General features: G+C 35.0%; 24 protein-coding genes, 1 pseudogene and 1 riboswitch. Of the genes and pseudogenes, 21 read left to right on the forward strand and 4 right to left on the reverse strand.

The window, feature by feature from the left end; translation table 11 throughout:
• Nucleotides 1–35: 35 nt before the first annotated feature.
• The 6 genes from NKG37_RS15100 (at nucleotide 36) to NKG37_RS15125 (ending at nucleotide 6,978) form a co-directional block, all read left to right on the forward strand.
• On the forward strand, nucleotides 36–998 hold the full coding sequence (locus NKG37_RS15100; protein ID WP_205835594.1) for an ABC transporter permease: 963 nt from the start codon (nucleotides 36–38) through the stop codon (nucleotides 996–998).
• A 16-nt stretch (nucleotides 999–1,014) separates the two neighbouring features.
• Entirely contained in the window at nucleotides 1,015–1,935 is a 921-nt protein-coding gene (locus NKG37_RS15105) for a carbohydrate ABC transporter permease (protein WP_254414893.1), read from the forward strand.
• Nucleotides 1,936–1,952: 17 nt separating this feature from the next.
• Nucleotides 1,953–3,494: a type 2 periplasmic-binding domain-containing protein gene (locus NKG37_RS15110; RefSeq protein WP_254414894.1), complete on the forward strand. Its 1,542-nt coding sequence runs from the start codon at nucleotides 1,953–1,955 to the stop codon at nucleotides 3,492–3,494.
• 163 nt (nucleotides 3,495–3,657) lie between these two features.
• Nucleotides 3,658–4,299: a YesL family protein gene (locus NKG37_RS15115; RefSeq protein WP_016200814.1), complete on the forward strand. Its 642-nt coding sequence runs from the start codon at nucleotides 3,658–3,660 to the stop codon at nucleotides 4,297–4,299.
• On the forward strand, nucleotides 4,299–5,363 hold the full coding sequence (locus NKG37_RS15120; RefSeq protein ID WP_224427536.1) for a Gfo/Idh/MocA family protein: 1,065 nt from the start codon (nucleotides 4,299–4,301) through the stop codon (nucleotides 5,361–5,363). Before NKG37_RS15115 ends, NKG37_RS15120 begins: the two co-directional genes overlap by 1 nt.
• 97 nt (nucleotides 5,364–5,460) lie before the next feature.
• On the forward strand, nucleotides 5,461–6,978 hold the full coding sequence (locus NKG37_RS15125) for a glycine betaine uptake BCCT transporter (RefSeq protein ID WP_169188279.1): 1,518 nt from the start codon (nucleotides 5,461–5,463) through the stop codon (nucleotides 6,976–6,978).
• 329 nt (nucleotides 6,979–7,307) lie between these two features.
• On the opposite strand, the gene NKG37_RS15130 is transcribed toward NKG37_RS15125, so the two are convergent.
• Nucleotides 7,308–7,697: an SET domain-containing protein gene (locus NKG37_RS15130; RefSeq protein ID WP_016200818.1), complete on the reverse strand. Its 390-nt coding sequence runs from the start codon at nucleotides 7,695–7,697 to the stop codon at nucleotides 7,308–7,310.
• 321 nt (nucleotides 7,698–8,018) lie between these two features.
• On the opposite strand from NKG37_RS15130, the gene truA reads away from it, so the two are divergent.
• The 4 genes from truA to NKG37_RS15150 all read left to right on the forward strand — a co-directional run bounded on the left by truA (nucleotide 8,019) and on the right by NKG37_RS15150 (nucleotide 12,834).
• Nucleotides 8,019–8,756, forward strand: coding sequence for a tRNA pseudouridine(38-40) synthase TruA (gene truA, locus NKG37_RS15135; RefSeq protein ID WP_101730145.1), 738 nt, complete (start codon nucleotides 8,019–8,021; stop codon nucleotides 8,754–8,756).
• Nucleotides 8,757–9,261: 505 nt separating this feature from the next.
• Nucleotides 9,262–10,713 (forward strand): nicotinate phosphoribosyltransferase, encoded by a 1,452-nt coding sequence (locus NKG37_RS15140; protein WP_016200820.1) that lies wholly within the window; start codon nucleotides 9,262–9,264, stop codon nucleotides 10,711–10,713.
• A gap of 22 nt (nucleotides 10,714–10,735) precedes the next feature.
• On the forward strand, nucleotides 10,736–11,350 hold the full coding sequence (nadD, locus tag NKG37_RS15145) for a nicotinate (nicotinamide) nucleotide adenylyltransferase (protein ID WP_169188281.1): 615 nt from the start codon (nucleotides 10,736–10,738) through the stop codon (nucleotides 11,348–11,350).
• Between the two features lie 92 nt (nucleotides 11,351–11,442).
• A riboswitch (ZMP/ZTP riboswitch) is annotated at nucleotides 11,443–11,522 on the forward strand.
• Between the two features lie 112 nt (nucleotides 11,523–11,634).
• Nucleotides 11,635–12,834 (forward strand): phosphoglycerate dehydrogenase, encoded by a 1,200-nt coding sequence (locus NKG37_RS15150; RefSeq protein ID WP_101730144.1) that lies wholly within the window; start codon nucleotides 11,635–11,637, stop codon nucleotides 12,832–12,834.
• Nucleotides 12,835–12,981: 147 nt separating this feature from the next.
• Here NKG37_RS15150 and NKG37_RS15155 read toward each other — a convergent pair whose 3' ends face one another.
• Nucleotides 12,982–13,938, reverse strand: a complete 957-nt coding sequence (locus NKG37_RS15155) for a ribose-phosphate diphosphokinase (protein ID WP_101730143.1) — start codon at nucleotides 13,936–13,938, stop codon at nucleotides 12,982–12,984.
• A 347-nt stretch (nucleotides 13,939–14,285) separates the two neighbouring features.
• Between NKG37_RS15155 and NKG37_RS15160 the strand changes: the two genes are divergently transcribed.
• The 6 genes and pseudogenes from NKG37_RS15160 to NKG37_RS15185 form a co-directional block, all read left to right on the forward strand.
• The gene (locus NKG37_RS15160; protein ID WP_101730142.1) at nucleotides 14,286–15,641 is read left to right on the forward strand and encodes an amino acid permease; all 1,356 of its coding nucleotides are present in this window, start codon (nucleotides 14,286–14,288) and stop codon (nucleotides 15,639–15,641) included.
• A 296-nt stretch (nucleotides 15,642–15,937) separates the two neighbouring features.
• Nucleotides 15,938–16,915 (forward strand): ABC transporter ATP-binding protein, encoded by a 978-nt coding sequence (locus tag NKG37_RS15165; RefSeq protein ID WP_016200826.1) that lies wholly within the window; start codon nucleotides 15,938–15,940, stop codon nucleotides 16,913–16,915.
• A 5-nt stretch (nucleotides 16,916–16,920) separates the two neighbouring features.
• Complete coding sequence (locus NKG37_RS15170; RefSeq protein ID WP_224427541.1) at nucleotides 16,921–17,724, forward strand: ABC transporter permease; 804 nt, start codon at nucleotides 16,921–16,923, stop codon at nucleotides 17,722–17,724.
• 6 nt (nucleotides 17,725–17,730) lie between these two features.
• Complete coding sequence (locus NKG37_RS15175; RefSeq protein ID WP_254414895.1) at nucleotides 17,731–18,513, forward strand: ABC transporter permease; 783 nt, start codon at nucleotides 17,731–17,733, stop codon at nucleotides 18,511–18,513.
• An 87-nt stretch (nucleotides 18,514–18,600) separates the two neighbouring features.
• The gene (locus NKG37_RS15180) at nucleotides 18,601–18,765 is read left to right on the forward strand and encodes a YozQ family protein (protein WP_016200829.1); all 165 of its coding nucleotides are present in this window, start codon (nucleotides 18,601–18,603) and stop codon (nucleotides 18,763–18,765) included.
• A 112-nt stretch (nucleotides 18,766–18,877) separates the two neighbouring features.
• Nucleotides 18,878–19,399: pseudogene (locus tag NKG37_RS15185) on the forward strand (polysaccharide deacetylase family protein); the annotation flags it as partial.
• A 103-nt stretch (nucleotides 19,400–19,502) separates the two neighbouring features.
• Here NKG37_RS15185 and NKG37_RS26355 read toward each other — a convergent pair.
• Nucleotides 19,503–19,988, reverse strand: a complete 486-nt coding sequence (locus NKG37_RS26355) for a DUF3231 family protein (RefSeq protein ID WP_318010490.1) — start codon at nucleotides 19,986–19,988, stop codon at nucleotides 19,503–19,505.
• On the reverse strand, nucleotides 19,955–20,542 hold the full coding sequence (locus tag NKG37_RS26360) for a DUF3231 family protein (protein WP_367975899.1): 588 nt from the start codon (nucleotides 20,540–20,542) through the stop codon (nucleotides 19,955–19,957). Before NKG37_RS26360 ends, NKG37_RS26355 begins: the two co-directional genes overlap by 34 nt.
• 183 nt (nucleotides 20,543–20,725) lie before the next feature.
• Between NKG37_RS26360 and NKG37_RS15195 the strand changes: the two genes are divergently transcribed.
• The 5 genes from NKG37_RS15195 to NKG37_RS15215 all read left to right on the forward strand — a co-directional run bounded on the left by NKG37_RS15195 (nucleotide 20,726) and on the right by NKG37_RS15215 (nucleotide 26,338).
• Nucleotides 20,726–21,409, forward strand: coding sequence for a response regulator transcription factor (locus NKG37_RS15195; protein ID WP_224427538.1), 684 nt, complete (start codon nucleotides 20,726–20,728; stop codon nucleotides 21,407–21,409).
• Between the two features lies 1 nt (nucleotide 21,410).
• Nucleotides 21,411–22,415, forward strand: a complete 1,005-nt coding sequence (locus NKG37_RS15200; protein WP_254414896.1) for a sensor histidine kinase — start codon at nucleotides 21,411–21,413, stop codon at nucleotides 22,413–22,415.
• Nucleotides 22,416–22,844: 429 nt separating this feature from the next.
• Nucleotides 22,845–22,982 (forward strand): hypothetical protein, encoded by a 138-nt coding sequence (locus NKG37_RS15205; RefSeq protein WP_254414897.1) that lies wholly within the window; start codon nucleotides 22,845–22,847, stop codon nucleotides 22,980–22,982.
• A gap of 84 nt (nucleotides 22,983–23,066) precedes the next feature.
• The gene (locus NKG37_RS15210) at nucleotides 23,067–23,750 is read left to right on the forward strand and encodes an ABC transporter ATP-binding protein (RefSeq protein ID WP_016200833.1); all 684 of its coding nucleotides are present in this window, start codon (nucleotides 23,067–23,069) and stop codon (nucleotides 23,748–23,750) included.
• Nucleotides 23,747–26,338, forward strand: a complete 2,592-nt coding sequence (locus tag NKG37_RS15215) for an ABC transporter permease (RefSeq protein ID WP_254414898.1) — start codon at nucleotides 23,747–23,749, stop codon at nucleotides 26,336–26,338. The genes NKG37_RS15210 and NKG37_RS15215 overlap by 4 nt, the downstream gene beginning before the upstream one ends.
• Nucleotides 26,339–26,712: the final 374 nt, after the last annotated feature.

A 26,712-nucleotide genomic window follows, 5' to 3' on the forward strand; every position in this document is an offset into this window, starting at 1 on the left:
TATAATGATTATATCAAATAAAGGAGGTGGAAGAATTGAAAAGTACGATCGCTACAGAAAAAAACACGCAAATCACACCTGATTTTCCAAATAAGCTAAGACATATAAAACAGATGAAAAAAAGTCTTCCATTATATGTGTTACTTCTGCCTACTCTCATTCTATTAATTTGTTTTACGTATATTCCGATGTATGGAATTATCATGGCGTTTAAGGATTATTCCCCAGCGCTTGGGATTTGGAATAGTCCATGGGTGGGAATGAAGCATTTTATTCAATATTTTCATTCCTATCAATTTGGTTTAACGGTAAAAAATACCCTATATATTAGTTTGTACAGTCTTCTAGTAGGGTTTCCACTTCCAATAGCTTTAGCGATTCTCTGTAATCAAATGCGGATTGGAATGTTTAAAAAGTTTTTTCAGGTTACGACCTATTTGCCACATTTTATTTCAACGATGGTAATGTGTGGAATGATATTAATTTTTTTATCACCAAGCACAGGATTAATAGCTAATTTTTTATCGTTATTTGGGATGGAAATGCCGAATCTTTTATCGAAACCAACGCTTTTCAGTAGTGTATATGTATGGAGTGATGTATGGCAACATTTAGGATGGGATAGTATTATTTTTCTGGCCGCATTATCAGCAATTGACCCAACCTATTATGAGGCTGCAACGATGGATGGGGCAAGTCGACTGCAGAAAATTATCCATATAGACTTACCACTTATCATGCCTACTGCTATGATTTTATTAATCTTGCGTGCTGGAAGCCTTTTAAGTGTAGGTTTTGAAAAAGTCTTATTATTGCAAAATCCATTGAATTTAACTGGAAGTGAGGTCATTTCAACCTATGTCTATAAGGTTGGGATGCAAAACTTTCAATATAGTTTATCAACAGCCATTGGTCTATTTAATACGGTAGTCAATGTTATCATTTTACTTCTTGTGAATTGGTTATCGAAGAAACTAACAAAAACAAGTTTATTATAGAAGGGAGGCATTAGAATTGGAAGGAGCACTTATTCAAAAATTCAATAAGAAATCAAAAAGGAAAAAAAGTTGGAATGATCGCTTGTTTGACATAGCTGTCTATACGATTGCTATCTTAATGATTTTAATGATTGTCTATCCTTTATGGTTTATTATTATTGCTTCCTTTAGTAATCCAACTGACGTTACCAATGGAAACGTATGGTTTTGGCCGAAGGAGTGGAAGTTGGATGGATATATTGAATTATTTAAACAGGAAATTATTTGGAGATCTTATTTAAATACGATCATTTATACAGTTGTGGGAACGATTATCGCTTTAATCGTCAATATTCCTGCAGGCTATGCTTTATCAAGGGCTGATTTATTCGGAAAAAAGTGGCTGGCTATTTTTATTCTTATCCCTATGTTTGTAAGTGGAGGATTGGTACCAACTTATCTAGTCGTAAAAGGGTTTGGATTGCTTGATACTTTTTGGGTAATGGTACTACCTTTTGCTGTGTCCTCCTTTCATATAATCATTGCTAGAACATTTTTAAAAAATAGTATACCAGATACATTGTGGGAGGCAGCTCAAATTGATGGCTGTGGAACAATCCGGTATTTTCTAACGATCGTACTACCATTGTCAAAAGCAATTTTAGCTGTAATTGGTTTATGGACTGCCGTTGGTATTTGGAATTCATGGTTTAATGCATTGATTTATATTTCTAATGAAGATTTACAGCCGCTTCAATTAGTTTTGAGAAGAATTCTAATTTCTAATGAGTCATTGCTTGGCACTGCATCCGGAGAACTTGCATCGGAATTAAGAAGATTATCTGAAATGATGAAGTATGCAGCGATTGTTGTATCAACTGCACCGATTATGTGCTTATATCCATTTTTGCAGAAATATTTTAACCAAGGTGTCATGGTTGGTTCCATTAAAGAGTAATAGAAAGGGGAATTGTAATGTTAAAGAGAAGCTGGAAAGGGTTATGGAGTGTAGTTTTAGCAAGTAGTTTAATTGTTGGCTGCAGTAATGCTAACACGAACATAAAAGAAAAGGAAGATGGAGAATACAAAATTGCAACCGTTCGCTGGTCAGATTGGGGCGATGATTTTCTTAAAGGATTTGTAGAAGATACGGAAAAAGAAGCTGGAATTAAAGTAGATTGGGATATTTACTTAAATTCAGAATGGGGAGATAAAAAATCAGTCCTGATGGCGGGAGGAGATTTACCAGATGCTTTTTGGGGATCGTTGGCTTTAAGTGATGGAGACATTGCCCAAAACCAAAGTTTATTCATTCCGTTAGAGGATTTAATCGCAGAACATATGCCAAATTTAATGGCGGCATTTGAGAAAGAGCCAGCGTTACGTGCTCTAGTTACTTCGCCAGATGGCCATATTTATAGTTTGCCTAAAAAATTGCCTTTAAGACCGTTAACGGGAAATCAATTATTTATTAATCAAAAATGGTTAGATAATTTAGGCTTAGAAATGCCAGATACGTATGAAGATTTTTATAATGTTCTCAAGACATTTAAGGAAAAGGATGCAAATGGAAATGGGGATTTGAATGATGAAATTCCTTATGGAGGGAATATTTATGGGTTTATATTGCCATTTGGCGTAACAAAGGGCAATGATAAAGCGGGCTTAATGACTTTAAAAGATGGAAAGCCATCTTACATTCCTACACAAGAAGAATACAAAGAGGGGATTGCGTGGATGCATCAAGCGTACAAAGATGGTTTAATCGATCAAGAACTGTTTACGCAAGATGACTCTATGGCAGAGGCAAAGCGCAAAGATGAAAATGATGCATTAGTGGGTGTCGCTTTTGGTTGGACCCCGGATGCTGTATTTGGTCCAAATGCAGAGGAATATGTACCGCTTGCGCCTCTTAAAGGTCCGGATGGAGAAAGATACGTAATTTCCGATACGGAAACATATTCAAGAAATGAATTACTTATTACTACTCAAGCTAAGGATCCAGCAAAATTATTACAATGGGCAGATAAATTTTATACAGAGGATGCCAGTATTCAAACCTTTTATGGGTCATTTGGTATTGGGGTAGAAAAGAAGGATGATGGAACGTATCAAGTATTGAATGCGCCAGAAGGTGAATCAGCAGATATATTTGCATGGACAAATTCATTCCGTGACTTCGGTCCTAAGTATATTGAAGCTGGGTTTAATGAAAAGGTAACTTTGCCAACAGATAGTGGCGATGGATTGAAGCTAGAATTAGATAAAAAAATAAGTGAATACGCAAGAGAACAATTTCCAACAGTTAGCTTTACAGCAGAAGAAATGCAGCGTTTAAATACATTGAATGTAGACTTAAGTTCGTATGTAAATTCGATGCAATCGAAGTGGGTTGTTGAGGGCGGCATAGAAAAAGATTGGGATGACTATATAAGTCAACTAAAGAAAATGGGATTCGATGAGTTTATGGAAATCCAAAATACTGCATTTAACCGCTATCAAGAATCATTAAAGTAGGAAGTAAGAAGTACAGCAGTCAGATTAGAGCTTATATTCTGGCTGTTGTTTCTTTATCTCACTCTTAACGGACAGAAAGAACGCTGGATCCTGGTGTGGAAAATTGAGAGAACTAGAAGTAAAAAGTATGTTACTTAATTAGAAAATGGCAGGTGAATGAAATATGGGTTCATTCTTTCAACTCGAAGGTCCCATCGGCAGGAATTTAGCTAGAATCGTAGATGTTCTTTTGCTGAATCTTATTTTTATCCTTTTTTCTCTTCCAGTTGTGACGATAGGTGCTTCGCTTACAGCTTTGTATACAGTTAGTTTTAAGATGGCAAGAGGAGAAGATCCATCAGTTTGGAGAAACTTTACCAAAGCATTTAAAAAGAATTTAAAACAAAGTTCGTTGGTTTGGTTTCTCTTGATAGGAATTGCTGTTATTCTACTTGGAGATATTTATTATCTTGTCTACGCACATGGAATTTGGAAAGTCATTTTTATGAGCCTGACACTTTTCTTTGGCTTTTTATACCTTACATTATTGCTAATTATTTTTCCCTATATAGCTAGATTTGAGGATTCAATAAAAACAGCGATTCTAAATTCTTTATTGATGGGAGGTTTTCATTTTCCATATCTTTTCCTGTTAATCCTAATTAATGCAGTGCCTATTGTATTCTTTTTATCATCTTTTACTGGGTTTTTGACAGGAGTCTATTTTATTACTTTCGGTGGATTTTCCATTTTAGCTTTTGTAAATTCATTTATATTTAAAAGGATTTTTTCAAAATATGAAATTAAAAAAGGAGAAGAAGCGTGATGGAACCAATACGTATAGGTTTAATTGGAGTTGGTGGGATGGCCCAATCTCATATAAGGGGATTACAAAATGTCGGAACGTTTAAAATAAAGGCAATCTGTGATGTGAATAACTTAACCCTACAAAAAGTCGGCGAGCAATTAGCTATTAAATCAGAAAACCAATATAGAGATTTCCGGAAGTTAATTGATTCTCAAAAAGTAGATGCTGTTGTTTCGATCACACCAAATAATGTGCATGCACCTATTTTGGCATATTGTATGGAAAAGAATATGCCGATCTTGACAGAAAAGCCATTTACATTGGATTATGCGGAAGCTATACAACTTGCTGAAAAATATAAGAAACACCCTATTCCTTGTATGGTAGGGTTTAGTTATCGATATACACCTGCATTTCGATTTGTAAAGGCATTACTGGATAAAGGAGAAATCGGTCAAGTAAGGAGTTTTTCCATTCAGTATTTGCAAGGCTGGGGAGCGCCTCCTTATGATACTCCTTATGTTTGGCGTTTTAATCCTACAGTCACAGGAACAGGAGTATTAGGTGATTTAGGTTCTCATATGATTGATATGGCCCATTATTTATTTGGTCCATTTCAAGAAGTATCAGCTAAAATGGAAAGTTTTATTACAAAAAGGAGAAGTGAACAATCAAATGAATGGAAGGAATTCGTTATTGATGACTTTGCGTGTTTTCAGGCTAGGATGGAAACGGGCATAGTTGGTACGTTTCAGACTATAAGAAATGCTATAGGCTCAGGGAATCAGCATGAAGTGTCCATTTATGGTGATAAAGGAACTATCCATGCAAGTACAAAGGAAGAAAACATCGTGCATTTGATCTATTTCGATGAAAAAACGGCTGAACTTGTGGAGAAAAAAATGCATGTTCCTAAAACGGCATACTTGACCGAATGGGAAGATTTCGCCAAAATGCTAAAAGGTGAGGTAGGATTAGGTTTTCCAGATTTTCAGGCAGGTGTCCTGAATCAACAAGTTTTAGAAGCTATTATCGAGTCCAGTAAGCAACCAGGAAAAATGATATCTGCTTTAGAAAGCTGAAGAGACTAGTATTTGTTTAATTCTCCTGATAACGGATATAATAACTAAGCACAAATCTACATACATCTTTATTCGATTAGAAGGAGAATTTATTTATATGAAGTTTAAAAATTATCTTGTCTTTAATGTTTCTGTAATCATTTTATTATTGCTTGTATTAGTGGGAGTTTTTGCTCCAGAAACACTTGAACAAACTTCAGCTAATGCGCAATCTTTTATTACTGATTCATTTGGTTGGTATTATTTAATGGTGGTTACGTTTTTCGTAATCATTTGTTTATATTTATTGATAAGCCCTGTAGGGAAAATTAAATTAGGAAAACAAGAAGATAAGCCTGAGTTCTCGCGACTAGTATGGTTAGCGATGCTTTTTAGTGCTGGAATGGGAATAGGTCTTGTCTTTTATGGGACAGCCGAACCCTTAAGCCATTATGCAATAAGTTCTCCCACGAATGAAATTGGCACAGATCAAGGAATGAGAGATGCAATGAGATTTACCTATTTCCATTGGGGAATCCATGCTTGGGCAGTATATGGAATTGTGGCCTTAAGCCTTGCCTATACTACTTTTAGGAAGGGGAGAAATTCATTAATAAGTTCAACTTTGAAGCCTTTATTAGGGGATTCGATGGATGGGAGATTGGGAAGGATCATTGATATTATTGCTGTTTTTGCAACTGTCACAGGTATTGCCACAACGCTTGGATTTGGGGCAGTGCAAATTAACGGAGGACTGTCCTTTCTTTATGGCATTCCATCAAGTTTTTTAACGCAATTTATTATTATCATTATAGTCACCGTGTTATTTTTACTTTCGGCAATTTCTGGTTTAGGCAAGGGAATTAAAATCCTCAGTAATGCCAATATGATTTTAGCTTTTATCTTATTTTTATTTGTTTTTATATTAGGAAATACTGTTTTTATTCTAAATTTATTTACAGATACGATTGGTACGTATTTGCAAAATCTCATTCGGATGAGTTTTCGAATTGCTCCTTTAAATGGAGAAAATCGACAATGGATAGATGCTTGGACGATTTTTTATTGGGCTTGGTGGATTGCATGGTCGCCTTTTGTTGGAATCTTTATTGCCCGTATCTCCAAAGGAAGAACAATTCGTGAATTTGTTACTTACGTATTATTTATTCCCTCTTTAATTGGATTTTTATGGTTTACTGTATTTGGCGGAAATGCGATGTTGATAGAACATAAAGGATTAGGTTCTATCTCCACTTTTGCTACAGAAGAAACACTATTTGCACTTTTAGAGCATTATCCTCTGAGTTCTGTTTTATCAATTTTGGCCATTGTGCTCATAGGAGTATTCTTTATTACCTCGGCAGACTCAGGTACATTCGTATTAGGAATGCTCTCAGCAAATGGAATACAAAATCCTAGTAATAGAATCAAAATTATTTGGGGACTCTTGCTTACAACGATCTCACTTGTGTTGCTTTATTCTGGCGGATTACAAGCCTTGCAAAATATGATGATCATTGCGGCTCTCCCTTTTTCTGTTATTATGATTTTAATGACGGTAAGTCTATTAAAGGAAGTACATCATGAAAAAGCGGAATACGAATCAAAGTGGAAGAAGAAAAAAGGCTCGATATAGCATCGAGCCTCAGGCTGTAGACAAACCCCTGAATTATAGAAATAGAGGTTTGTCTATAGTATATTTTATTAGTCTCTTTGAATAGAGATGTTGCTTTTCGTCCCATGGAAAGCGAGCGGACGCCTCGGAAAACAAAGCCATCATCTTATGTTTAAAAAGTGGCTATTGTCCATCATCATAAACTAGCCATTTTTCTGTGCCCTCCTCGCTAATCCCACAGGAGACTCACCCTTCCACTCCAAGCAACGCATGAAAATTCAATGTGAGTTTCTAAAAATCTTTTTGTCGACAAACTAAAGGCTCGATATAACATCGAGCCTTTTTTCTTCTTAATCTTCTTCTTTGTCTTTATTAAACCATAATGGCTCATAATCATCGACTTCACCATTGTAATTTATCAAAATTTCTTCGCCAGCTTTTATATCCTTATAAGCGAAATAGTCAAAGGTATGCTTATCAAAATTGATTTCATAAGTGGCATTTGGTTCATAGGAATGGTTAAAAAGCATGCCATAGCCTAAAACAACTGCACTGTGATTAATGCCATATTCATAAACATAATCTTCTAGTACTGTTTTTTCAATATACTTATGTTGGTCATTTGGATAAGGAACTACTGGGGCTTCATGAAATAAGGTCCCTTTTTTAATATCGCATGTAGCAAATACGCCTCTATTAAATTCTCCATCACTTAAAGGAGATGTTTTAATTTCAATCATTAATGATCACCTACAACTCTTTATATAGTTTATTGCTATATCTTACTCTAACATTGATTCTTTTATTTAGGAAATAAATTAAATAAAAAAATTTATAAAAAAGGAGTATTTCCGTTATAATCTTACTTTTCAGCCAATGATAATGATAGAGATAATAGTGTATAATGAGGGATATTCTTTAGGTTTATACCCGCAGCCTGAATATATTTTGATAGCTCTCGCATGAGCCTACCGGTATTCAAGCTGTTCAGTATTTTTAAATTTATTGTATTGAAAAACAATAATCCTTTAAGAACAAAAAAGAAGAGAACAGGAGAACAAATGAAAAATTATAAATTGCTTATTCAATATGACGGTGGACGTTACAAAGGGTGGCAACGCCTTGGTAATGGAGACCAATCGATTCAAGGGAAAATTGAAAATGTCCTAACAGAAATGGCTGGAGAAAAAATAGAAATTATTGGCTGCAGCAGAACGGATGCAGGGGTACACGCTTTATCTCAGGTTGCGAATTTCAAGATGAATAAAGACATGACTGAAACAGAAGTAATGGATTATGTTAATCACTATTTACCGAATGATATTAGCCTTTTGAAAGTAGAAAATGTTTCAGATCGTTTTCATGCAAGATATAATGCAAAGGATAAGATATATTTGTATAAAATTTGGAATAAATCGTATAGCAATCCATTTATGCGTAAATATAGTATGCATGTAGAGAAACGATTAAATAAAAATAAAATGGAGCAAGCTGCAGTTCATTTTGTCGGAAAACATGACTTTACTACTTTTTCAAATGCGAAATCAAAGAAGAAATCAATGGTTAGGGAAATTTATTTTATTGATATAAAAGAGGAAGCTGGATTTATTGAAATTCGTGTAAGCGGCGATGGTTTTCTTTACAATATGGTCAGAAAAATGGTTGGAACACTTATTGAGGTTGGGCTAGGAAAAATAGATGGAGATACTATTCCAACTATTATTGCAGAAAAAGATCGTAGTCAGATAGGCATGATGGCAGAAGCCAACGGATTATTTTTAGAAAAAGTAAAGTTTTAAAAAGAATGAGACAAAGCAAGTGGTTATATTTGACCTACTTGCTTTTTTTTTGCTGGTTTCAATCATTAATAAAGGCTGTTTTCGTAAAGTTTGTTGCGATTACCCACAGCTGGAATACACGCTTGAGTCTCCTCAGCTTCGCTTCCGGGAGTTTCAGACTGTCTGGCTATTCCCCGTGGCCGTCTTCGTGTATTCCGGTTGCTCCATTTTTCCAACTAATTCTTTTTTTCTATTGAAAAAACATCAATCCTGTAGAAAAAAGCCTTAGTAAAAGACGAGCTCCTAGTGGAAGCACAACAAAGTATCGAAAAGAGTCACTTGGATAATGGCTAATCGCTCTTTTATGGAAAAATAATTTTTCTATACCTGTGTAAAAGCTTTGTCAAAAGAGAATGATTTGACAATGAAAAGGATATTTATATAACAAAGAGAGATTTGTCACATGCTAAGGCAATAGACAATGTTTTTAGAACTAGAAATTAATTTAGCAAGAGGAGGAAAATAGATGAACTATGCGGATGACAGTCTTATGCTTCATACAGATCTTTATCAAATTAATATGATGGAGACATACTGGAGAGATGGGATACATAAACGAAAAGCAGTATTTGAACTTTATTTTCGTAAGCTTCCATTTGGTAATGGTTTTGCCGTTTTTGCGGGATTAGAACGAATTTTAAACTATATACAAAATTGTCGTTTTACAGATAGTGATATTGCCTACTTAAGAAACGAAGTTGGTTATAAGGAAGATTTTCTTGCCTATTTGAAAAATTTAACTTTTTCTGGAGACATCTATTGTATGGAGGAAGGGGAGTTGGTATTTGCTAATGAACCAATTCTTAGAGTAGAAGCTCCTATTGCAGAGGCGCAATTAATAGAGACTGCTTTGTTAAATATTGTTAATTATCAAACGCTAATTGCAACAAAATCAGCCAGAATGAAGCAGGTAATTGGAGATCAAACGGCGATGGAGTTTGGAACACGAAGAGCACAGGAAATGGATGCTGCGATATGGGGAACAAGGGCTGCTTTTATTGGCGGGTTTTCGGCTACTAGTAATGTAAGGGCTGGAAAAATCTTTCGTATTCCTGTGTCTGGTACACATGCTCATGCACTAGTTCAAGCTTATCAAGATGAATACAAAGCTTTTAAAAGCTATGCTAGTACGCACACAGAATGTGTTTTCCTTGTAGATACATATGATACGCTTCGATCTGGTGTACCAAATGCAATTAAAGTAGCAAAGGAATTTGGTGATAGAATTCGCTTTAAAGGAATTCGCTTAGATAGCGGTGATTTAGCGTATCTTTCTAAGAAAGCAAGAGAAATGTTAGATGAAGCAGGATACAAAGATACAAAAATTATTGCCTCTAATGATTTAGATGAGTACACCATTATGAATTTGCTTGCAGAAGGAGCAAAGATTGATATTTGGGGGATTGGAACAAAGCTAATTACAGCATTTGATCAGGCTGCATTAGGCGCTGTTTATAAATTAGTTAGTTTTGAAAGTGAAAACGGCGTAATGGAGGATACGATTAAATTATCTGGAAATCCGGAAAAGATTTCTACACCGGGGCAGAAAAGAGTGTATCGAATTATTAATAATGAGAACAATCATGCAGAGGGAGATTATATTACACTAGCATCAGAAAGCATCACGCAAGAACCTTTAAAAATGTTTCATCCAATTCACCCGTATTTGAATAAGGTTGTCACAAATTATAGAGCAATTGAATTACATCAGCAAGTTATAAAGAATGGACATGTCCAAATTCAAACACCAGAATTAACTGCTATTCAAATAAAGGTTAAGGAGAACTTAAAGTTTCTTTGGAATGAATATAAAAGAACACTTAATCCAGAAGAGTATCCAGTAGATTTAAGTAAAGCATGCTGGGAAAATAAGCGGAACTATATCGAAAAAATGAAGGCGAAGGCTAACCAAAATTAACGTGAAAGGGGAGAGGCAATAATTGGGGAAAATAGGGGTTTACGGATCATCCTTTGATCCAATTACTAATGTTCATTTATGGACGGCAAGTACTGTTGCCCATCGTTGCAGGTTGGATAAAGTTATCTTTCTACCCTGTTCGAGTAAAAGAAGAGATAAAACGATGGAAACAGCAGATGAACATCGTCTAGAGATGGTGAATATGGCTATTGAGAATAATGATAAGTTTGCTATAGATGACTATGAAATGAAGCAAGATGGCTGGGAAATTTATACGTATCATACGATGAATTATTTTAAAAAGCTATTCCCTAAGGATAAAGTCTACTTTATTATGGGAGCGGATTTACTTGTTGATATTGGCCAAGGTAAGTGGAGCAAAGGAGAGGAATTGATAGCAGAAAATCGATTTATTGTCATGGCACGAAATGGAATTGATATGTTATCTACGATTAGCCGATCGCCGATCCTCCGCAATCATGACGATGGAAAAACTTTTCATTTGTTAGATAAAGGGTTAGCCATGGAAATAAGTTCTACCTATATAAGAGAGGAGCTTTCAATGGGAGGAGAACCGAGGTATCTTTTACCAGAAAGGTGCTATGAGTATATAAAGAAAAATAAGTTATATCAATAAACTGTTCTAAAAAAAGCATGAAAAAGAACGAAATTCATAAGAAATTAGTAATTGATGATTACTGAATAGTCTGATAGAATAAAGGCAATCTAAAGGCTGTGTGTAACTGGCGAAATACGGATAACCGTAGGGGAGCACATAGCGTCGTATGCCGTTCGCCTGGGCAGAGGTAAGGGAATTATAACTCCTTGCCTTTTTCTTTTTTAAACTATTTTGGTTTAAAAAGGAAAGAGTATTTTCCAAGCTTATAAAGAATATAAATGATGAAAAAGGGAGCAATGGAGATGAGCACTACGACTGTAAAAGAAGTAAAAACAATTAAGACCTTAAATAATATTGCAGCAAGTGGCCTAAATGTATTTAAAAAAGGCAATTATACAATGGATGATACAAGTAATAATCCTGATGCGATTCTTTTGCGCAGTTTTAATATGCACGGACTGGAACTGGGAGATAAGTTAAAGGCAATCGCCCGCGCAGGGGCAGGTGTCAATAATATTCCGGTTGAACAATGTACAGCACAAGGGATCGTTGTATTTAATACACCAGGTGCGAATGCAAATGCGGTAAAAGAAATGGTGCTGATGTCGTTGATGGCTTCTTCTCGCAATTTATTTGAAGGAGTATCATGGACGAAAACAATCGCTACGGAAGGTGATCAAGTTCCAAAACTTGTGGAAGCCGGCAAAAAACAATTTGTTGGTCATGAAATCAAAGGGAAAACACTAGGTGTAATTGGTTTAGGAGCAATTGGGGCACTTGTTGCTAACGATGCTCTTGCTCTTGATATGGATGTTATTGGATATGATCCATTTCTTTCTGTAGATACAGCCTGGAATTTATCACGTAATGTACAGCGAGCAATGACATTAGAACAGCTATTTGCAGAGTCTGATTATATAACGGTCCATGTACCATTAACAGAAGACACGAAAGGAATGTTTAACAAACAAGCATTTGATTTCATGAAACCAGGTACACAAATTTTAAACTTCTCTCGCGGAGAACTGGTTAATGAAATAGACATGGCTGTCGCATTGGAAGAAGGAAGGATAGGACGCTATATCACAGATTTTCCAAATGAAAATGTTCTCCAAATGAAAAATACGATTGCGATTCCGCATCTTGGAGCATCTACAGAAGAATCAGAAGAAAATTGTGCCGTAATGGCAGCAAGACAAGTAAAGGATTTCTTGGAAACTGGCAACATTAAGAACTCTGTTAACTTTCCAAATGCCTCTATTCCATACACAGGGAAACGTCGTGTAACAGCCTTCCATTTAAATGTTCCTAATATGGTTGGACAGATTACACAAGTAATTTCCACCTATCAGTTGAATATTGCAGATATGGTAAATAGAAGTCGCGGTGACTATGCTTACACGATGATCGATATTGACAATCAAGTAGCAGATCACATTATTCCACTGCTATCTCAGCAACTAAAAGGAATTGATGGAATTGTTACGATGAGAGTAATCTAAAGCTAGGAAACAGGTAAAGTAAAAACGATAGACTCCAAGGCAAAAAAAGAGGAAGTATTTTGCCGGAGTCTATTTGTACGTAGTTAGAATACGAATTTCCTAAAAACAAAAAGGCTGTCCAATTGGACAACCTTTGCACAAATAGCCTTATTTAAACAAGACACTAACTGATTTATTCTCATAAACGCGGATAATCGCATCACTAAGTAATTCAGCAATAGATAGCTGTGTGATTTTGGAGATTCTCTTTTCTTCTGGAAGCGGTATGCTATTAGTGACAATCAATTCTTTAATTTGTGATTCTTGAATCATATCAATAGCTGGTTCAGATAAAACGGGATGGATACAACATGCGTATACTTCCTCGGCTCCATTATCAAGTAATGCTTTCGTTGCAGTCGTAATTCGGTAAGATGTATCGACGATATCGTCGATAATAATAGCGGTTTTTCCTTCAATATTACCGACAACGTTTACTTCACGAGGACCAATATCTTTCGGACCACGTTTATCAATGATGGCAATAGGTGCTTTTAAGCGGTCGGCAAGCTCACGTGCACGAGTAACACTACCGTGGTCTGGCGCTACTACCACAACATCATGGGAAAATTCTTTCGTATTTAAATAATCAGCAAGTAGCGGGATACCAACTAATTGGTCCACTGGAATATTAAAGAAGCCCATCGTTTGTGGTGCATGAAGATCCAAAGTTATCACACGGTCTGCACCAGATTTTTGAATTAAATTGGCAATTAATTTAGCGGTAATTGGCTCTCTCGGCTGTGCTTTTCTATCTTGACGCGCATAACCATAATAAGGAATAACCACATTGATAGTATTGACGGAAGCTCGTTTTAAAGCATCAATCATGATAAGCAATTCCATAATACTTTGATTTACGGGATCGGAAGTGGACTGGATAACAAATACTTCACAACCACGTACACTTTCTTCAATATTGATTTGAATTTCGCCATCGCTGAATTTTTTGACTGTACACTTTCCTAATTCTGTACCTAGATGTTCCACAATTTCTTGGGCAAGTTCTGGTGTTGAATTAAGAGAGAATACTTTTAATTTTGTTCCTTGGTATGTATTGGGCATGATTGCTTCCTCCTATATTTTGAACATACTTAGCGATGCTCATTCTACCTAAAGATACTTCTATCAAATATTGTAGGATACTGATATTTGCATTGCAACCAATTAATAGATTTTTCGCATAAAACAAGATCATTTTTCATGACATAGAATGGAAATATTACTAGTATATACCTATTTTTAGCATATGTTAAAAAAATAAAATTAGCCATTAAATAGAGATAAATTCCTATATCTATCAAGAAGTAAACAGATTCGTGTATCTTGTCTTAGAATGTGCTAAACTATAATTCGTTGACTTTGTTACATAATATATTTAAATAGTACAACTGAAAAGAGAGTGATTTAAAATGCAACAAGAAACATTGTCTAGAGGCTTGAAAAACAGACATGTTCAATTAATTGCGATTGGTGGAGCAATAGGTACAGGACTGTTTCTCGGTGCGGGTAAGTCTATTCATTTAGCTGGACCCTCCATTTTGTTTGCTTACATCATTACGGGTATTATCTGTTTTTTGATTATGCGTGCTTTAGGGGAACTGCTTTTATCCAATCTAGAGTATCATTCATTTGTTGATTTTGTTAATGATTATTTTGGAAGAAGAGTCGCTTTTGTAACGGGATGGACCTATTGGTTTTGTTGGATTTCCATTGCAATGGCGGACCTAACTGCAATTGGTATGTACACTCAATTTTGGTTTCCGAATATTCCTCAATGGGTACCCGGATTAATAGCTTTGATTGTCTTACTAATTATGAATTTAGCGACAGTTAAGTTATTTGGAGAAATGGAGTTTTGGTTTGCCTTAATCAAAATAATTGCGATTATTGCTTTAATCATCATTGGTTTTATCATGATTGTAAAAGGTTTTTCAACAGATGCAGGACCATCAAGTTTTACTAATTTGTGGAGCCATGATGGCATGTTTCCGAATGGGATGAATGGATTTATTTTGTCTTTCCAAATGGTTGTTTTTGCCTTTGTAGGCATTGAACTAGTAGGTTTAACAGCTGGTGAGACAGAAAATCCTGAAAAGGTTATTCCAAAAGCAATTAACAATATTCCTATACGAGTGTTGATTTTTTATGTAGGGGCATTGCTTATTATTATGAGTATTTACCCTTGGAATGCTATTAATCCAGCAAAAAGTCCATTTGTTCAGGTTTTCCTGGCGGTCGGTATAACCGCTGCTGCAGGAATTGTTAACTTTGTTGTTTTGACTTCGGCTGCATCGGCTTGTAATAGTGCAATTTTTAGTACAAGTAGAATGACGTATGCTTTAGCAAAGGAAAAGAATGCACCAGAGGCACTAGCTAAATTAACCAAACATCATGTTCCCTCTAATGCTTTGTTCTTCTCGGTTATTGTCGTTTTAATTGCTGTTATTTTAAATTATATCATGCCAGAAGGTGTGTTTACGTTAATTACAAGTATATCTACTGTTTGTTTTATTTATATATGGGCAATTACGGTTCTCTGTCATCTGAAATATCGAAAAACAAGACCAGAGCTTGCAGCAAAAAATAAGTTTAAAATGCCACTGTTTCCAGTAGCTAACTATATCATCCTCCTTTTTCTAGCGTTTGTTCTTGTTGTGCTAGCACTTGCAGAGGATACAAGAATCGCATTGTTTGTGACACCAGTATGGTTTATTTTACTATTGGTAATTTATCATCTTAAATGGGTTAGACATTCTTATCGATAATATCTTATCTTGCTCATGATCCCCACTTTAAGCTACGGAAAATGGAGAAAGCTAGGTGTTGGATTAACCCGTAAAGGCCCACTAAGTGTTAGCAGGGATAAGGAAAATCTCCCACTGATAGGAAGTTTTCTTTCTAAACAATAATTAAGCCTGAAAATGATTTGTAAATCATTTTCAGGCTTTTTATTATCCCTTGATTTTGAGCGAAAGAAAATTTTAAAAAATCAAAAAACACCATTGACAAATTCTTCAATAAAATGCTATTATATTCTTCTTTTGAAAAGGAGGGAGAAGCATTGATTAAAGTAGACGGGATAAATAAGTCCTTTAAGGTTGCTAAGCGAGCAACAGGATTGGTGGAAGGACTAAAAGCCCTTGTTTCTAGGGAGCACACGATTGTCCATGCATTAAATGATGTGAGTTTTACGATAAATCCAGGAGAAATTGTCGGTTATATTGGTCCGAATGGAGCAGGGAAATCAACTACGATAAAAGTAATGAGCGGCATCTTAGTTCCAGATAGTGGAAGTTGTGAAATAATGGGCTATACACCATGGAAGGATCGAGTAGAATATGTGAAAAATATTGGTGTCGTCTTTGGGCAACGATCCCAGCTATGGTGGGACGTACCGGTCATCGATTCATTTGCTTTATTAAAAGATATTTACCATATACCAGATAAAGAGTATGATGAAACGTTATCGTTATTAATTGACACACTCGAGTTAAAAGATATCCTACATTCACCAGTAAGACAGCTCAGTTTAGGACAGCGGATGCGTTGTGAAATTGCAGCTTCCCTTATACATAATCCACAAATTCTATTCTTAGATGAACCTACCATCGGTCTTGATGCAGTTAGCAAAATTGCAGTAAGAAACTTTATAAAAAAAATCAATAAACAGAAGAATGTAACGGTTATCCTTACAACACATGATATGTTTGATATTGAAGCACTTTGTGATCGAGTTATTCTAATCGGAAAAGGGAGCCTATTATATGATGGGAATCTACAGGAACTAAGAAATCGCTTTGGATCTCATCGAACAATAACGGTAGACTATAAGTCTAGTAATATACCTATTCAAATTCCCGGGACCATTAATCTCTCCCGGACAGAAGAAAGAGCAATCCTGAGTGTAGATACGACGCAAATATCTGTATCGGAAGTAATCATGGAGTTGTCTCATTCACTAGATTTAGTCGATATTTCCGTCATGTCACAGCCGATTGAAGATATCATTGTACAACTCTATAAGGAGTATGAGATATGAGGACAATGAAACCATATATGGCTGTATTAAGATTGCGTTTATTAAATGGTATGCAGTACCGTGCTGCAGCATTGGCAGGTGTTGCTACACAGTTTTTCTGGGGATTTATTTATATCATGATTTTTCAGGCATTTTATGCACAAGCGAGCTCGAATCAACCAATTTCTTTAGAAGAATTGGTCACTTATTTATGGCTACAACAATCTTTTTTAGCATTTATAATGCTATGGTTTCGCGACAATGAGTTATTTGATTTAATTACAACAGGAAATATTGCATATGAATTATGTAGACCAATTGGGATTTATGAATATTGGTTTAGCAAGTTACTAGCACAGCGGTTAGCTAGCGCATTATTAAGGTGTTTTCCGATATTGTTGCTGGCTTTTTTGCTGCCTCCAGCTTATCGGATGATGTTACCCCAAGATGTCAAAACGTTCTTGTTATTTTGTCTCTCGCTTTTATTGGGATTATTGGTTTTAGTGGCTATTTCAATGTTTATCTATATTTCCGTATTTATTACATTATCCCCGATGGGTTCTCTTCTAGTATTTGGTGTTGTAGGAGAGTTTTTTGCTGGGATGGTCGTTCCTATTCCGTTAATGCCAGAGTGGTTACAACAAATCGTTTATCTTCTGCCGTTCCGATTAACAGCTGATTTTCCATTCCGGGTCTATTCTGGTCATATTCCAAATGGAGAAGCAATGGAAGGAATCTTCATTCAGCTTGCTTGGCTGTTAGTACTCGTTTTCTTTGGGAAAATAGCTTTACAAAAAGCGATGAAAAAAGTCATTGTACAGGGAGGGTAAGCTTAGATGAGACTATATTTTCAATACCTTCTATTATTATTTAAATCACAAATGCAATATCGAACATCTTTTTGGTTATTGTCATTAGGACAATTTCTGGTCCCCTTTTCTGCCTTTGCCGGATTATATTTTTTATTCGAGCGATTTGGACAAATAAAGGGCTGGGATTTTTATGAGGTTGCACTTTGTTTTGCTATCATTCATATGGCATTTGCATTAAGTGAATGCTTTGCAAGAGGGTTTGATAATTTCTCTAGTCTTGTTGCGAGTGGTGATTTTGACAGATTACTTGTTAGGCCAAGGACAACCTTTGTACAGGTCCTTGGTTCAAAATTCGAGTTTACGAGAGTTGGGAGACTTTTGCAGAGTGTTATCGTGCTAGGTTGGGCTGTAAGTAACTTAGCAATCGATTGGAGTTTTTTGAAAATTTTAACGTTACTATTAATGATTATAAGTGGGGTTTTTATTTTTACTGGCATTTTTATTTTAGCAGCTACCCTCAGCTTTTGGACGATTCAAGGGTTAGAAATTGCCAATATTTTTACTGATGGTGGTAGGGAGATGGCGCAGTATCCGTTAAATATTTATCAAAAATGGGTGACGCGTTTTTTTACTTTTGTGATTCCTTTTGGAAGTGTTAATTATTTACCTTTACTTTACCTGCTTGGTAAAGGAGGAAAGGAAGAATGGCTATATATGCTGACACCCCTAGCAGGAATAATATTTATCCTTCCCTGTATTTTTGTATGGATAGTGGGTGTTCGCCACTATCGGTCAACCGGTTCCTAATAGAGAATGTTTCCTGTTTCGTGAATGGTGGTATAAATCTAATAGATTAATTTTACTTCATCAAGAAATAATGGGAGGCGTTTTAAAATGAATAAAGAATCAATAACAAGCCCTGCAGGAAAAACACATCAGCCTAACGAGAAGAATCAAAAAGATGAGGCTTCAAAAGGCTTGAAAGAAACTCATGAGCAAGCAAATAATAGTTTAACAGAGGGTACAATTGATAAGAAGAAGGAAAAGGAAGAAAAATAAATTAGTATTAAAAAGGAGAAAAATGACTATTCATTTTTCTCCTTTTTGTATCTGGTGAAGGGGACACGTATAATGGATAGTGGTTAAATAAATAGAGAGAAAGGCTGTTAGAATGAAAAAAATATGGATTATATTAATAGGATTATTGGTTCTGTTTCTTCTTTTAGTTGCTACCTATAAATTAATGAATGCGCGGACTTTTCAATTGTTTGGGGGCTTAACGTATCAGGTGGAGACAAAGGAGAAAGTAGTTGCATTAACATTTGATGACGGACCAACAAAAAATGTGGATGACATATTAGCATTATTAGATACTTATGACGCAAAAGCTACTTTTTTTCTTATTGGAAATGAGATAGAAAGAAATCCTGAATTAGCAGAGAAAATAGTGGAAAAGGGACATCAACTTGGAAATCATACATATTCTCATGAACGGATGATTTTTAAATCACAGGCTTTTATAAAGAAAGAAGTGGAAGAAACAAATCAATTAATTGAAAAGGCAGGTTTCACAGGTGAAATAGATTTTAGACCACCAAATGGGAAGAAGTTATTTGGACTTCCATATTATTTAAAACAAGCAAATATAGATACGATTCTCTGGGACATTGAGCCTGATACTTATTATCAGACGCCATACGAACTTTTCTTAGTCTGTACGTATAATCGTTCGGGGTTATTTGGTTGAAAATACTTATGTCCCAGCTTCTTTCCTACAGAAAAATCATAATTTTAAGTTATTTAACTAACTTATCCCTCTCGGCTGCGTAAGGTGGATGCTCCATCCAGCCATTATCAATCATAATTTTTGCTGCATCTTCGGCAAATTTACTAATTTGAAGTAATCCTTTTGTATACATAACTCCTAAATCATGTCTTCCGCTAACATCTACTGAGTTTCCGAAGGACCTAATTCTTATTGAAAACATATCCATTTTATGAAATAACATTAATTTATCGGAAAAAGGAGTATCAGTAGAAGTTGTTACTAAATGATCTAGATAGGATGGTGCTGGTAAATCTTCTTTATGTAATTTTTCCACAAATAACTCAATATGCTTATGTGTGAAGTTTTTGCCTCTTTTAAATAAATCACGAATTTCTTCTTGTTGGGTAACTTGGCTAAATGCCGTTATTAATGCTTTACTAGTAACGTTATTTTCAATATTATCATAAAGATGGGCTATCTCTATGCATGTAAAGGTCTTACATGTCCAACATATCCATTTAAAAAATCCTTCTCAACAAAATCTTCTTTTTCTGGTATCGGAATAATAGGCGGTTTACGAATAAATCCCTTATTCATTAATACTTCTTTGATTTGCTCCATTAAAGCCATGGTAGATTCCATACAATACTTATAAAACTCTTCTACATCTTTTCTAAAAACAAGTGGAATGGCTACTTTATAAATGCTCATCCCTGCATTAGCAGCATATTTAAGATAATGAACATAGAATTCATCTTCAAACAAACGAGGGGCTTGAGGGTTCAAGTCTTCTTCTATAGAGAAACCTTTAGGTATAGGGAAATTTTCTTTCTTCAATATTTCTTTTGAAGTATTTAAGAATTCTGTAGTTAATGTAAACGCTTCTTCTAGTAATTTTTTAATATCTGTATCCTCGACGTGCTGTAAATAATAGTGTAGAAAACATGTAGACATGCTGTTCCCCCTATAAGTCGCCCAAAGTTTACCCAACTCTGCTGATGTAAGCTTTTCACTATGGTTTATGTTTGTTGAACGTATATTTAGTGGTTTTTGCGTGTCCATTTTCATTCTCCTTTAAAGGGATTTTGTTTTAGTATTCACGAGCATTTATTATCATATGCTAAACTTAATTACTAATAGGGAATCCTTTTTTAATGGTGAGAATTTTTTTGAAAAAATAGAATCACTTTCGCTCCTTGTTTCAATCGTTTAGAATAATACAGAAAAAAGAAAAATTTATGGGAGTAGATAATGAAGATACTACTTGTTGAAGACGATAAAACCATCGCCTCTGGTTTAGAATACAGTTTACAAAGTGAAAAGTATGAAACAATTACTTGTTATGACGCAAAATCTGCTAGAAAGACTATAGAAGAAGAGCTAATAAATATTGATTTATGTCTATTTGATTTGTCGCTGCCAGATGGTTCTGGTTATGAGCTATGCGAAATTGTGAAAAGTAAATCAGATAAGCCTGTTATCTTTTTAACTGCATTAGATGACGAAGTAAATGTTGTCATGGGTCTTGATATGGGAGCAGATGACTATATTACAAAACCATTCCGCTTAAGAGAGCTACTTTCTAGAATTAAATCTGTTTTGCGACGCTATAATAAGCAGCAACAAAATAATCCGATTATTGAAATTGATCATATTCGAATTAATACATTGGAAGGAAAGATTTATAAAAGGGACGAAGAAGTAGTAGTTACAGCCCTTGAATACCGATTATTTCTTATCTTCGCTAATAACTTAGGACAAGTATTAACAAGAACACAGCTATTGGAGCGCATATGGGATGTAGCAGGAGATTTTGTTAATGACAATACCTTAACTGTTTATATCAAAAGGCTGCGTGAGAAATTAGAAGATAATCCGCAAAAACCGACTATTATTAAAACTATTCGCGGTCTGGGCTATAAGGTAGGTGACTAACATGCTTCGTAATCGAGAAGTGAAGATATTAACAACAGTTTTAGCTCTCATTAGTACAGTAGCAATTATGTATGCTATTATTGCATATTCCATTTCTGTCACAATATTTTTACTTATAGTTATTATCATTATTTTCGGATGCTTTTATCAATTTACAAGGTTTCGATACAAGGAAATAGAAAAGCTTTCGAGTTACTTGCAGCAAATTAGTAATGGGGATAAAAGCTTAGATATTCGTGATAATGTGGAGGGCGAGCTGAGTGTTTTAAAAAATAATATCTACAAAGTGACCTTAATGCTTTCGGAAAATAGTGCGCTTCTTCGTCAGGAAAAATTAAAGCTAACTGATGCGATTTCAGATATATCCCATCAATTAAAAACACCGTTGACATCTATGGTTGTGATGACTGATTTATTAAGTGATCCACATTTAAAAGAGGGAAAAAGGCGCGAGTTTACGAATAATCTATCAATACAGCTGGAAAGAATGGAGTGGTTAGTCTCTTCTTTGCTGAAATTATCGAAAATGGATGCTGGTACGATTCTATTTAAAAAGGAGCAAGTTGATGTAAAAAAACTGCTTTATAAGGCAGTGGAACCAGTATTAATTCCGATGGATATCAAGGGACAGGCTTTTGGCATTATAGGAGACGAAGGTGTTACCTATATAGGAGATTTTAAATGGACAGTGGAAGCAATTATCAATATTTTAAAAAATTGTGTGGAGCATACAAAAGAAGGTGGAGAAATTCAGATTCATTTCTCGGAAAATGTCTTGTTTACGGAAATTGTTATTCAAGACAATGGAAAGGGTATTGCCAAAAACGATTTACCCTATATTTTTAAACGGTTTTATAAAGGCGAAAATGCAAGCGAAGATAGTATAGGTATAGGCTTAGCCATGGCGTATAGTATTATAAAAAGCCAGCATGGTGATATTGAAGTTAGAAGTCAATTAGGAAGAGGAACAACTTTTCATATTAAGTTTTATAAACAGGTGATTTAGTGTGCTAGTTTTTTATGAACACCGAATCGTTGAAGCGTAGGTGGAAAGTGGCGTTCATCGCAGGAATGAAAACCAAAAAGCAGAGCGACAAAGCAAAAAGTGGCGTTCATCGTGGGGATGAAAACTAAAAAGCAGAGTGAGAAAGCAAAAAATGGCGTTCATCGCGGGAATGAAAACCGAAAAGTAGAGTGAGAAAGCGAAAAGTGGCGTTCATCGCGGGAATGAAAACCAAAAAGCAGAGCGACAAAGCAAAAAGTGGCGTTCATCGCGGGAATGAAAACCAAAAAGCAGAGCGACAAAGCAAAAAGTGGCGTTCATCGCGGGAATGAAAACCAAAAAGCAGAGCGACAAAGCAAAAAGTGGCGTTCATCGCGGGAATGAAAACCAAAAAGCAGAGCGACAAAGCAAAAAGTGGCGTTCATCGTGGGAATGAAAACCAAAAAGCAGAGCGACAAAGCGAAAAGTGGTGTTCATCAAGCGAATGAACGCCAAAAACCTCCTTTAGTCCAAAGGAAAAAAGAATACATAAACATAAAAAGAGAACAAGTTGCCACCTATTTCTACTAAGTGACTAAATTGTCACTTTAAAGTCACTCGAGAGTCACTTTAGACAGGTAGACTAAGAGCATCAAGTAATAGGAGGACGATAAAATGGAAATTTTAAAAATAGATAATCTGTCTAAAGTGTATGGGAAAGGAGAAACAGCTGTTAAAGCGTTAGATAATGTCTCTTTTTCTGTTAACAAGGGTGAGTTTGTTGCCATTATAGGGCCATCTGGGTCGGGAAAATCAACTTTGCTTCATATGTTAGGTGGAGTAGATAGACCAACTAGCGGAAAAGTTTATGTTGATAATACAGATATTTATCAATTAAATGAAACACAATTAGCTATTTTTAGAAGAAGACAAATTGGCCTAATCTATCAATTCTATAACTTAATCCCGATTCTTTCGGTGGAAGAAAATATTACGCTTCCTCTTTTATTAGATAATCATCAAGTAGATAGAGAACAATTTAATCGAATTGTTTCTATATTAGGCTTAGAGCAAAGATTAGACCACCTTCCTAATCAATTATCAGGCGGACAGCAACAGCGCGTTTCAATTGGACGTGCATTAATTAGTAATCCTGCCATTATGCTTGCAGATGAGCCGACGGGGAATTTAGATAGTAAAAATAGTGAAGAGATTATGGAACTATTAAAAATGTTTAATAAAACCTATAATCAAACACTAATTGTTATTACGCATGATGAACGGATTGCATTACAAGCTGATCGTGTCATCTCTGTAGAAGATGGAAAAATCGCCAAAAATGAGGTGATTCGCCCATGAACATTATGAATAAACTTACTTTGAGAAATTTAAAGGAGAATAAGCGAAGAACACTCGTAACAATCATTGGTGTTATTATTTCTGTTAGTATGCTGACAGCTGTTGCAACACTTGGTGTTTCTTTTATTGATTTATTAAAAAGAGATAGTATTGCAAGAGCCGGAGAGTGGCATACACAATTCATAGGGGTTAATAGTGAGCAAGTCAAAGAGATAGAAGAGGATAAAAAAATAGAAAAGGTAATCTTATCTAATGATTTAGGCTATGCGGACTGGAAGGGTTCTAAAAGTGAATATAAGCCGTATTTATTTTTTCGACAATATGATGAACAAGGACTTACGCAGTTTCCGATTACATTAAAAAAAGGAACGTATCCCAAAGCCTCTAATGAAATTATTATATCAGATGAAATGGTGAAGAATGCGAAAAGAGAATATGACATCGGAGACGAATTAAAAGTTAGTATTGGAGAAAGGCACTATAAATTAAAAGAAGAAGATTCAATCCTCACACAAATAGATCCTTTGCAAAGGAATGAAGAAGGAGAAAACGTTGAGGAAATACAACGTGTAAAATCTTATACATTTAAAATTGTCGGGATCATGGAAAGTCCATCTTGGGAACCTACTTGGTCACCAGGTTATAGCATTGTTAATTACATGGACAAAAATGAATTAACGAGTAATAGTAGTATAAATGCAAGTGTTGTGATGAAAAAGGTAAAGCAGTCTATTTATGAGGATTCAAAATCCTTAGCTAAGAAATTAAACATTGAAAAAGTTAATTATAATAGTGGGTTACTGCGTTATTATGGAGTATCATCGAATGATAATCTGCTTCTTACGATGTATTCTTTATTAGGTATTATTATCCTTGTTATCGTTATTGGTTCTGTAGCATTGATTTATAATGCTTTTGCTATTAGTGTTTCGGAACGAGCAAGGCATTTAGGAATGCTTTCAAGCGTAGGGGCAACCAAGAAACAAAAAAGAAATTCTGTATTCTTTGAAGGTGCAGTTATAGGTGGAATCAGCATTCCTTTAGGAATAATTGCTGGTCTAGTGGGAATTGGAATTACATTCTCATTTATAAATAAGTATTTTCAAGAGGCTTTAAACACTACAGAAGGATTAAATTTAGTAGTTACGCCTTTTTCAATCCTGTTTTCTATTCTTATTTCACTTGTAACTATCTTTGTTTCAACCTATCTACCAGCTAGAAAAGCATCAAAAATCTCTGCGATAGATGCAATTAGACAAACACAAGATATCAAATTATCCGGAAAAAAAGTGAAAACTTCTAAACTTGTGCGTAAGTTATTCGGGATAGAAGCGGAAATCGGCTTGAAAAATTTAAAACGGAATAAACGAAGATATCAAACAACCGTTTTTTCTTTAGTTATTAGTATTTTACTCTTCTTAACCGTTTCCTTTTTTTCAGATAATATGAAAAAGTCTGTGGAACTGTCACAAGAAGATATCGACTACGATATTGCTGTGTCTGCTGGTTCAAATAGTACAGAGGAAGAGCTGCTGCCTCTAGCAAATGCTCCAAGTATTACACAAAGTAATTTAATTAAGAACATATACGTAACAACCTTTTTAGCTAAGGATGTATTAAGTGAAAATAATAAAAAATCGGTAGAGAAAGATAATACAATGTTAGAAGATGGTAAACTGTCATTTAATGTGAATTTCTTTGTTTTATCGGATTCCTCGTTTAAAGATTACGCTAAAGCAGCAGGCTTTAATAGCAATGAATATTTAAATACCGATGTTCCAAAAGGCATTGTTCTTGAGACTACATCTTATTTTGATCCATATGCAGAGAAATTTATTGAGGAAAAAGTACTTGATGCAAAACCTGGTGATTCTATTGATCTCTATATGTATCGAGAGGACAGTGGCAAGGAAGAAATTTTTAATAAGATTCAAATTGGCTTATTTACAGATGAGACATTAATGGGAATAAGTTCTAATAATTATCGAACCATTACGATGATAATTTCCAACGAAGTAGCAGAGAAATTATTTGAAGATGAAACTATTAATTTGGACTACAATCTATATTTAAACAGTGATAATCCGGCGAAAGCCCAAGAGGAATTAGAAGATTTAAAAACAGGCTCTATGTACATTTACAATGTGGAAATGAATCGGAAGCAATCGGAACAGAAGATTATAATCATGTCTGTCTTTATGTACGGCTTTATTTCCCTCATATCATTAATAAGTATTGCTAATATCTTTAATACGATTTCAACTAGTATTTCCTTACGAAAAAGGGAATTTGCAATGTTGCGTTCTGTAGGAATGACGCCAACTAGGTTTAATAAAATGATTTATTTTGAGAGTATTTTTTATGGGATAAAAGCATTGATGTATGGTATTCCGATTAGTATTGGAGTCATAGCAGCACTATACTGGTCCATAAGCAATACATTTGAATACGGCTTTGAGCTTCCATGGTTGAGTATTCTATTTGTAGTTATTGCAATATTTATCATTGTCGCTTCGGCCATGCTATATTCAGTCAGCAAAATTAAGAAAGAAAATATTATTGATGGATTAAAACAAGAGAATGCTTAATAGGAACAAAAGAAAAATAGAGAAGAATTAGAAAAAAACTCGTCCGTTTTGTAACTGGTTCTGATTCCTATCACAAAAACTAAAAATGTATATGAAAGAGACTATCAATTTGTAATAGAATTTTGATGGTCTTTTTCTGTTGATATAACGCGGAAAAATTATAAAATAGGCGTGAAGCTGTAAGCTAATTTGTATATCAAAATGTAAGGTTACAGAGGTTTCTGTTACCTTGATAATCGGACTGCAAAATGCGGTGTTTTTTATTTGCAAATTTATGTTTTTTCTTCGGCTTTGGTTACTGTTGTTGTTCGCGTAGCTATGAGAATTCATAAGCGGAGAATTTCCGGCTAATGCACAAAAGAAAGCTTATAAAG

Source organism: Niallia sp. RD1, assembly GCF_024219955.1.
GTDB lineage: Bacteria > Bacillota > Bacilli > Bacillales > Cytobacillaceae > Niallia > Niallia alba.

Excerpts from the sequence above, each read along its gene's own strand:
- NKG37_RS15150 (WP_101730144.1), top strand. The coding sequence starts at position 11,635 with ATGAGCACTACGACTGTAAAAGAAGTAAAAACAATTAAGACCTTAAAT.
- NKG37_RS15205 (WP_254414897.1), top strand. The coding sequence starts at position 22,845 with ATGAAAACCAAAAAGCAGAGCGACAAAGCGAAAAGTGGTGTTCATCAA.
- NKG37_RS15200 (WP_254414896.1), top strand. The coding sequence starts at position 21,411 with ATGCTTCGTAATCGAGAAGTGAAGATATTAACAACAGTTTTAGCTCTC.
- NKG37_RS15160 (WP_101730142.1), top strand. The coding sequence starts at position 14,286 with ATGCAACAAGAAACATTGTCTAGAGGCTTGAAAAACAGACATGTTCAA.
- NKG37_RS15125 (WP_169188279.1), top strand. The coding sequence starts at position 5,461 with ATGAAGTTTAAAAATTATCTTGTCTTTAATGTTTCTGTAATCATTTTA.
- NKG37_RS26360 (WP_367975899.1), bottom strand. The coding sequence starts at position 20,542 with ATGAAAATGGACACGCAAAAACCACTAAATATACGTTCAACAAACATA.
- NKG37_RS15155 (WP_101730143.1), bottom strand. The coding sequence starts at position 13,938 with ATGCCCAATACATACCAAGGAACAAAATTAAAAGTATTCTCTCTTAAT.
- NKG37_RS15115 (WP_016200814.1), top strand. The coding sequence starts at position 3,658 with ATGGGTTCATTCTTTCAACTCGAAGGTCCCATCGGCAGGAATTTAGCT.
- NKG37_RS15130 (WP_016200818.1), bottom strand. The coding sequence starts at position 7,697 with ATGATTGAAATTAAAACATCTCCTTTAAGTGATGGAGAATTTAATAGA.
- NKG37_RS15170 (WP_224427541.1), top strand. The coding sequence starts at position 16,921 with ATGAAACCATATATGGCTGTATTAAGATTGCGTTTATTAAATGGTATG.
- NKG37_RS15195 (WP_224427538.1), top strand. The coding sequence starts at position 20,726 with ATGAAGATACTACTTGTTGAAGACGATAAAACCATCGCCTCTGGTTTA.
- NKG37_RS15110 (WP_254414894.1), top strand. The coding sequence starts at position 1,953 with ATGTTAAAGAGAAGCTGGAAAGGGTTATGGAGTGTAGTTTTAGCAAGT.
- NKG37_RS15180 (WP_016200829.1), top strand. The coding sequence starts at position 18,601 with ATGAATAAAGAATCAATAACAAGCCCTGCAGGAAAAACACATCAGCCT.
- NKG37_RS15140 (WP_016200820.1), top strand. The coding sequence starts at position 9,262 with ATGAACTATGCGGATGACAGTCTTATGCTTCATACAGATCTTTATCAA.
- NKG37_RS15120 (WP_224427536.1), top strand. The coding sequence starts at position 4,299 with ATGGAACCAATACGTATAGGTTTAATTGGAGTTGGTGGGATGGCCCAA.
- NKG37_RS15215 (WP_254414898.1), top strand. The coding sequence starts at position 23,747 with ATGAACATTATGAATAAACTTACTTTGAGAAATTTAAAGGAGAATAAG.
- NKG37_RS15210 (WP_016200833.1), top strand. The coding sequence starts at position 23,067 with ATGGAAATTTTAAAAATAGATAATCTGTCTAAAGTGTATGGGAAAGGA.
- truA (WP_101730145.1), top strand. The coding sequence starts at position 8,019 with ATGAAAAATTATAAATTGCTTATTCAATATGACGGTGGACGTTACAAA.
- NKG37_RS15175 (WP_254414895.1), top strand. The coding sequence starts at position 17,731 with ATGAGACTATATTTTCAATACCTTCTATTATTATTTAAATCACAAATG.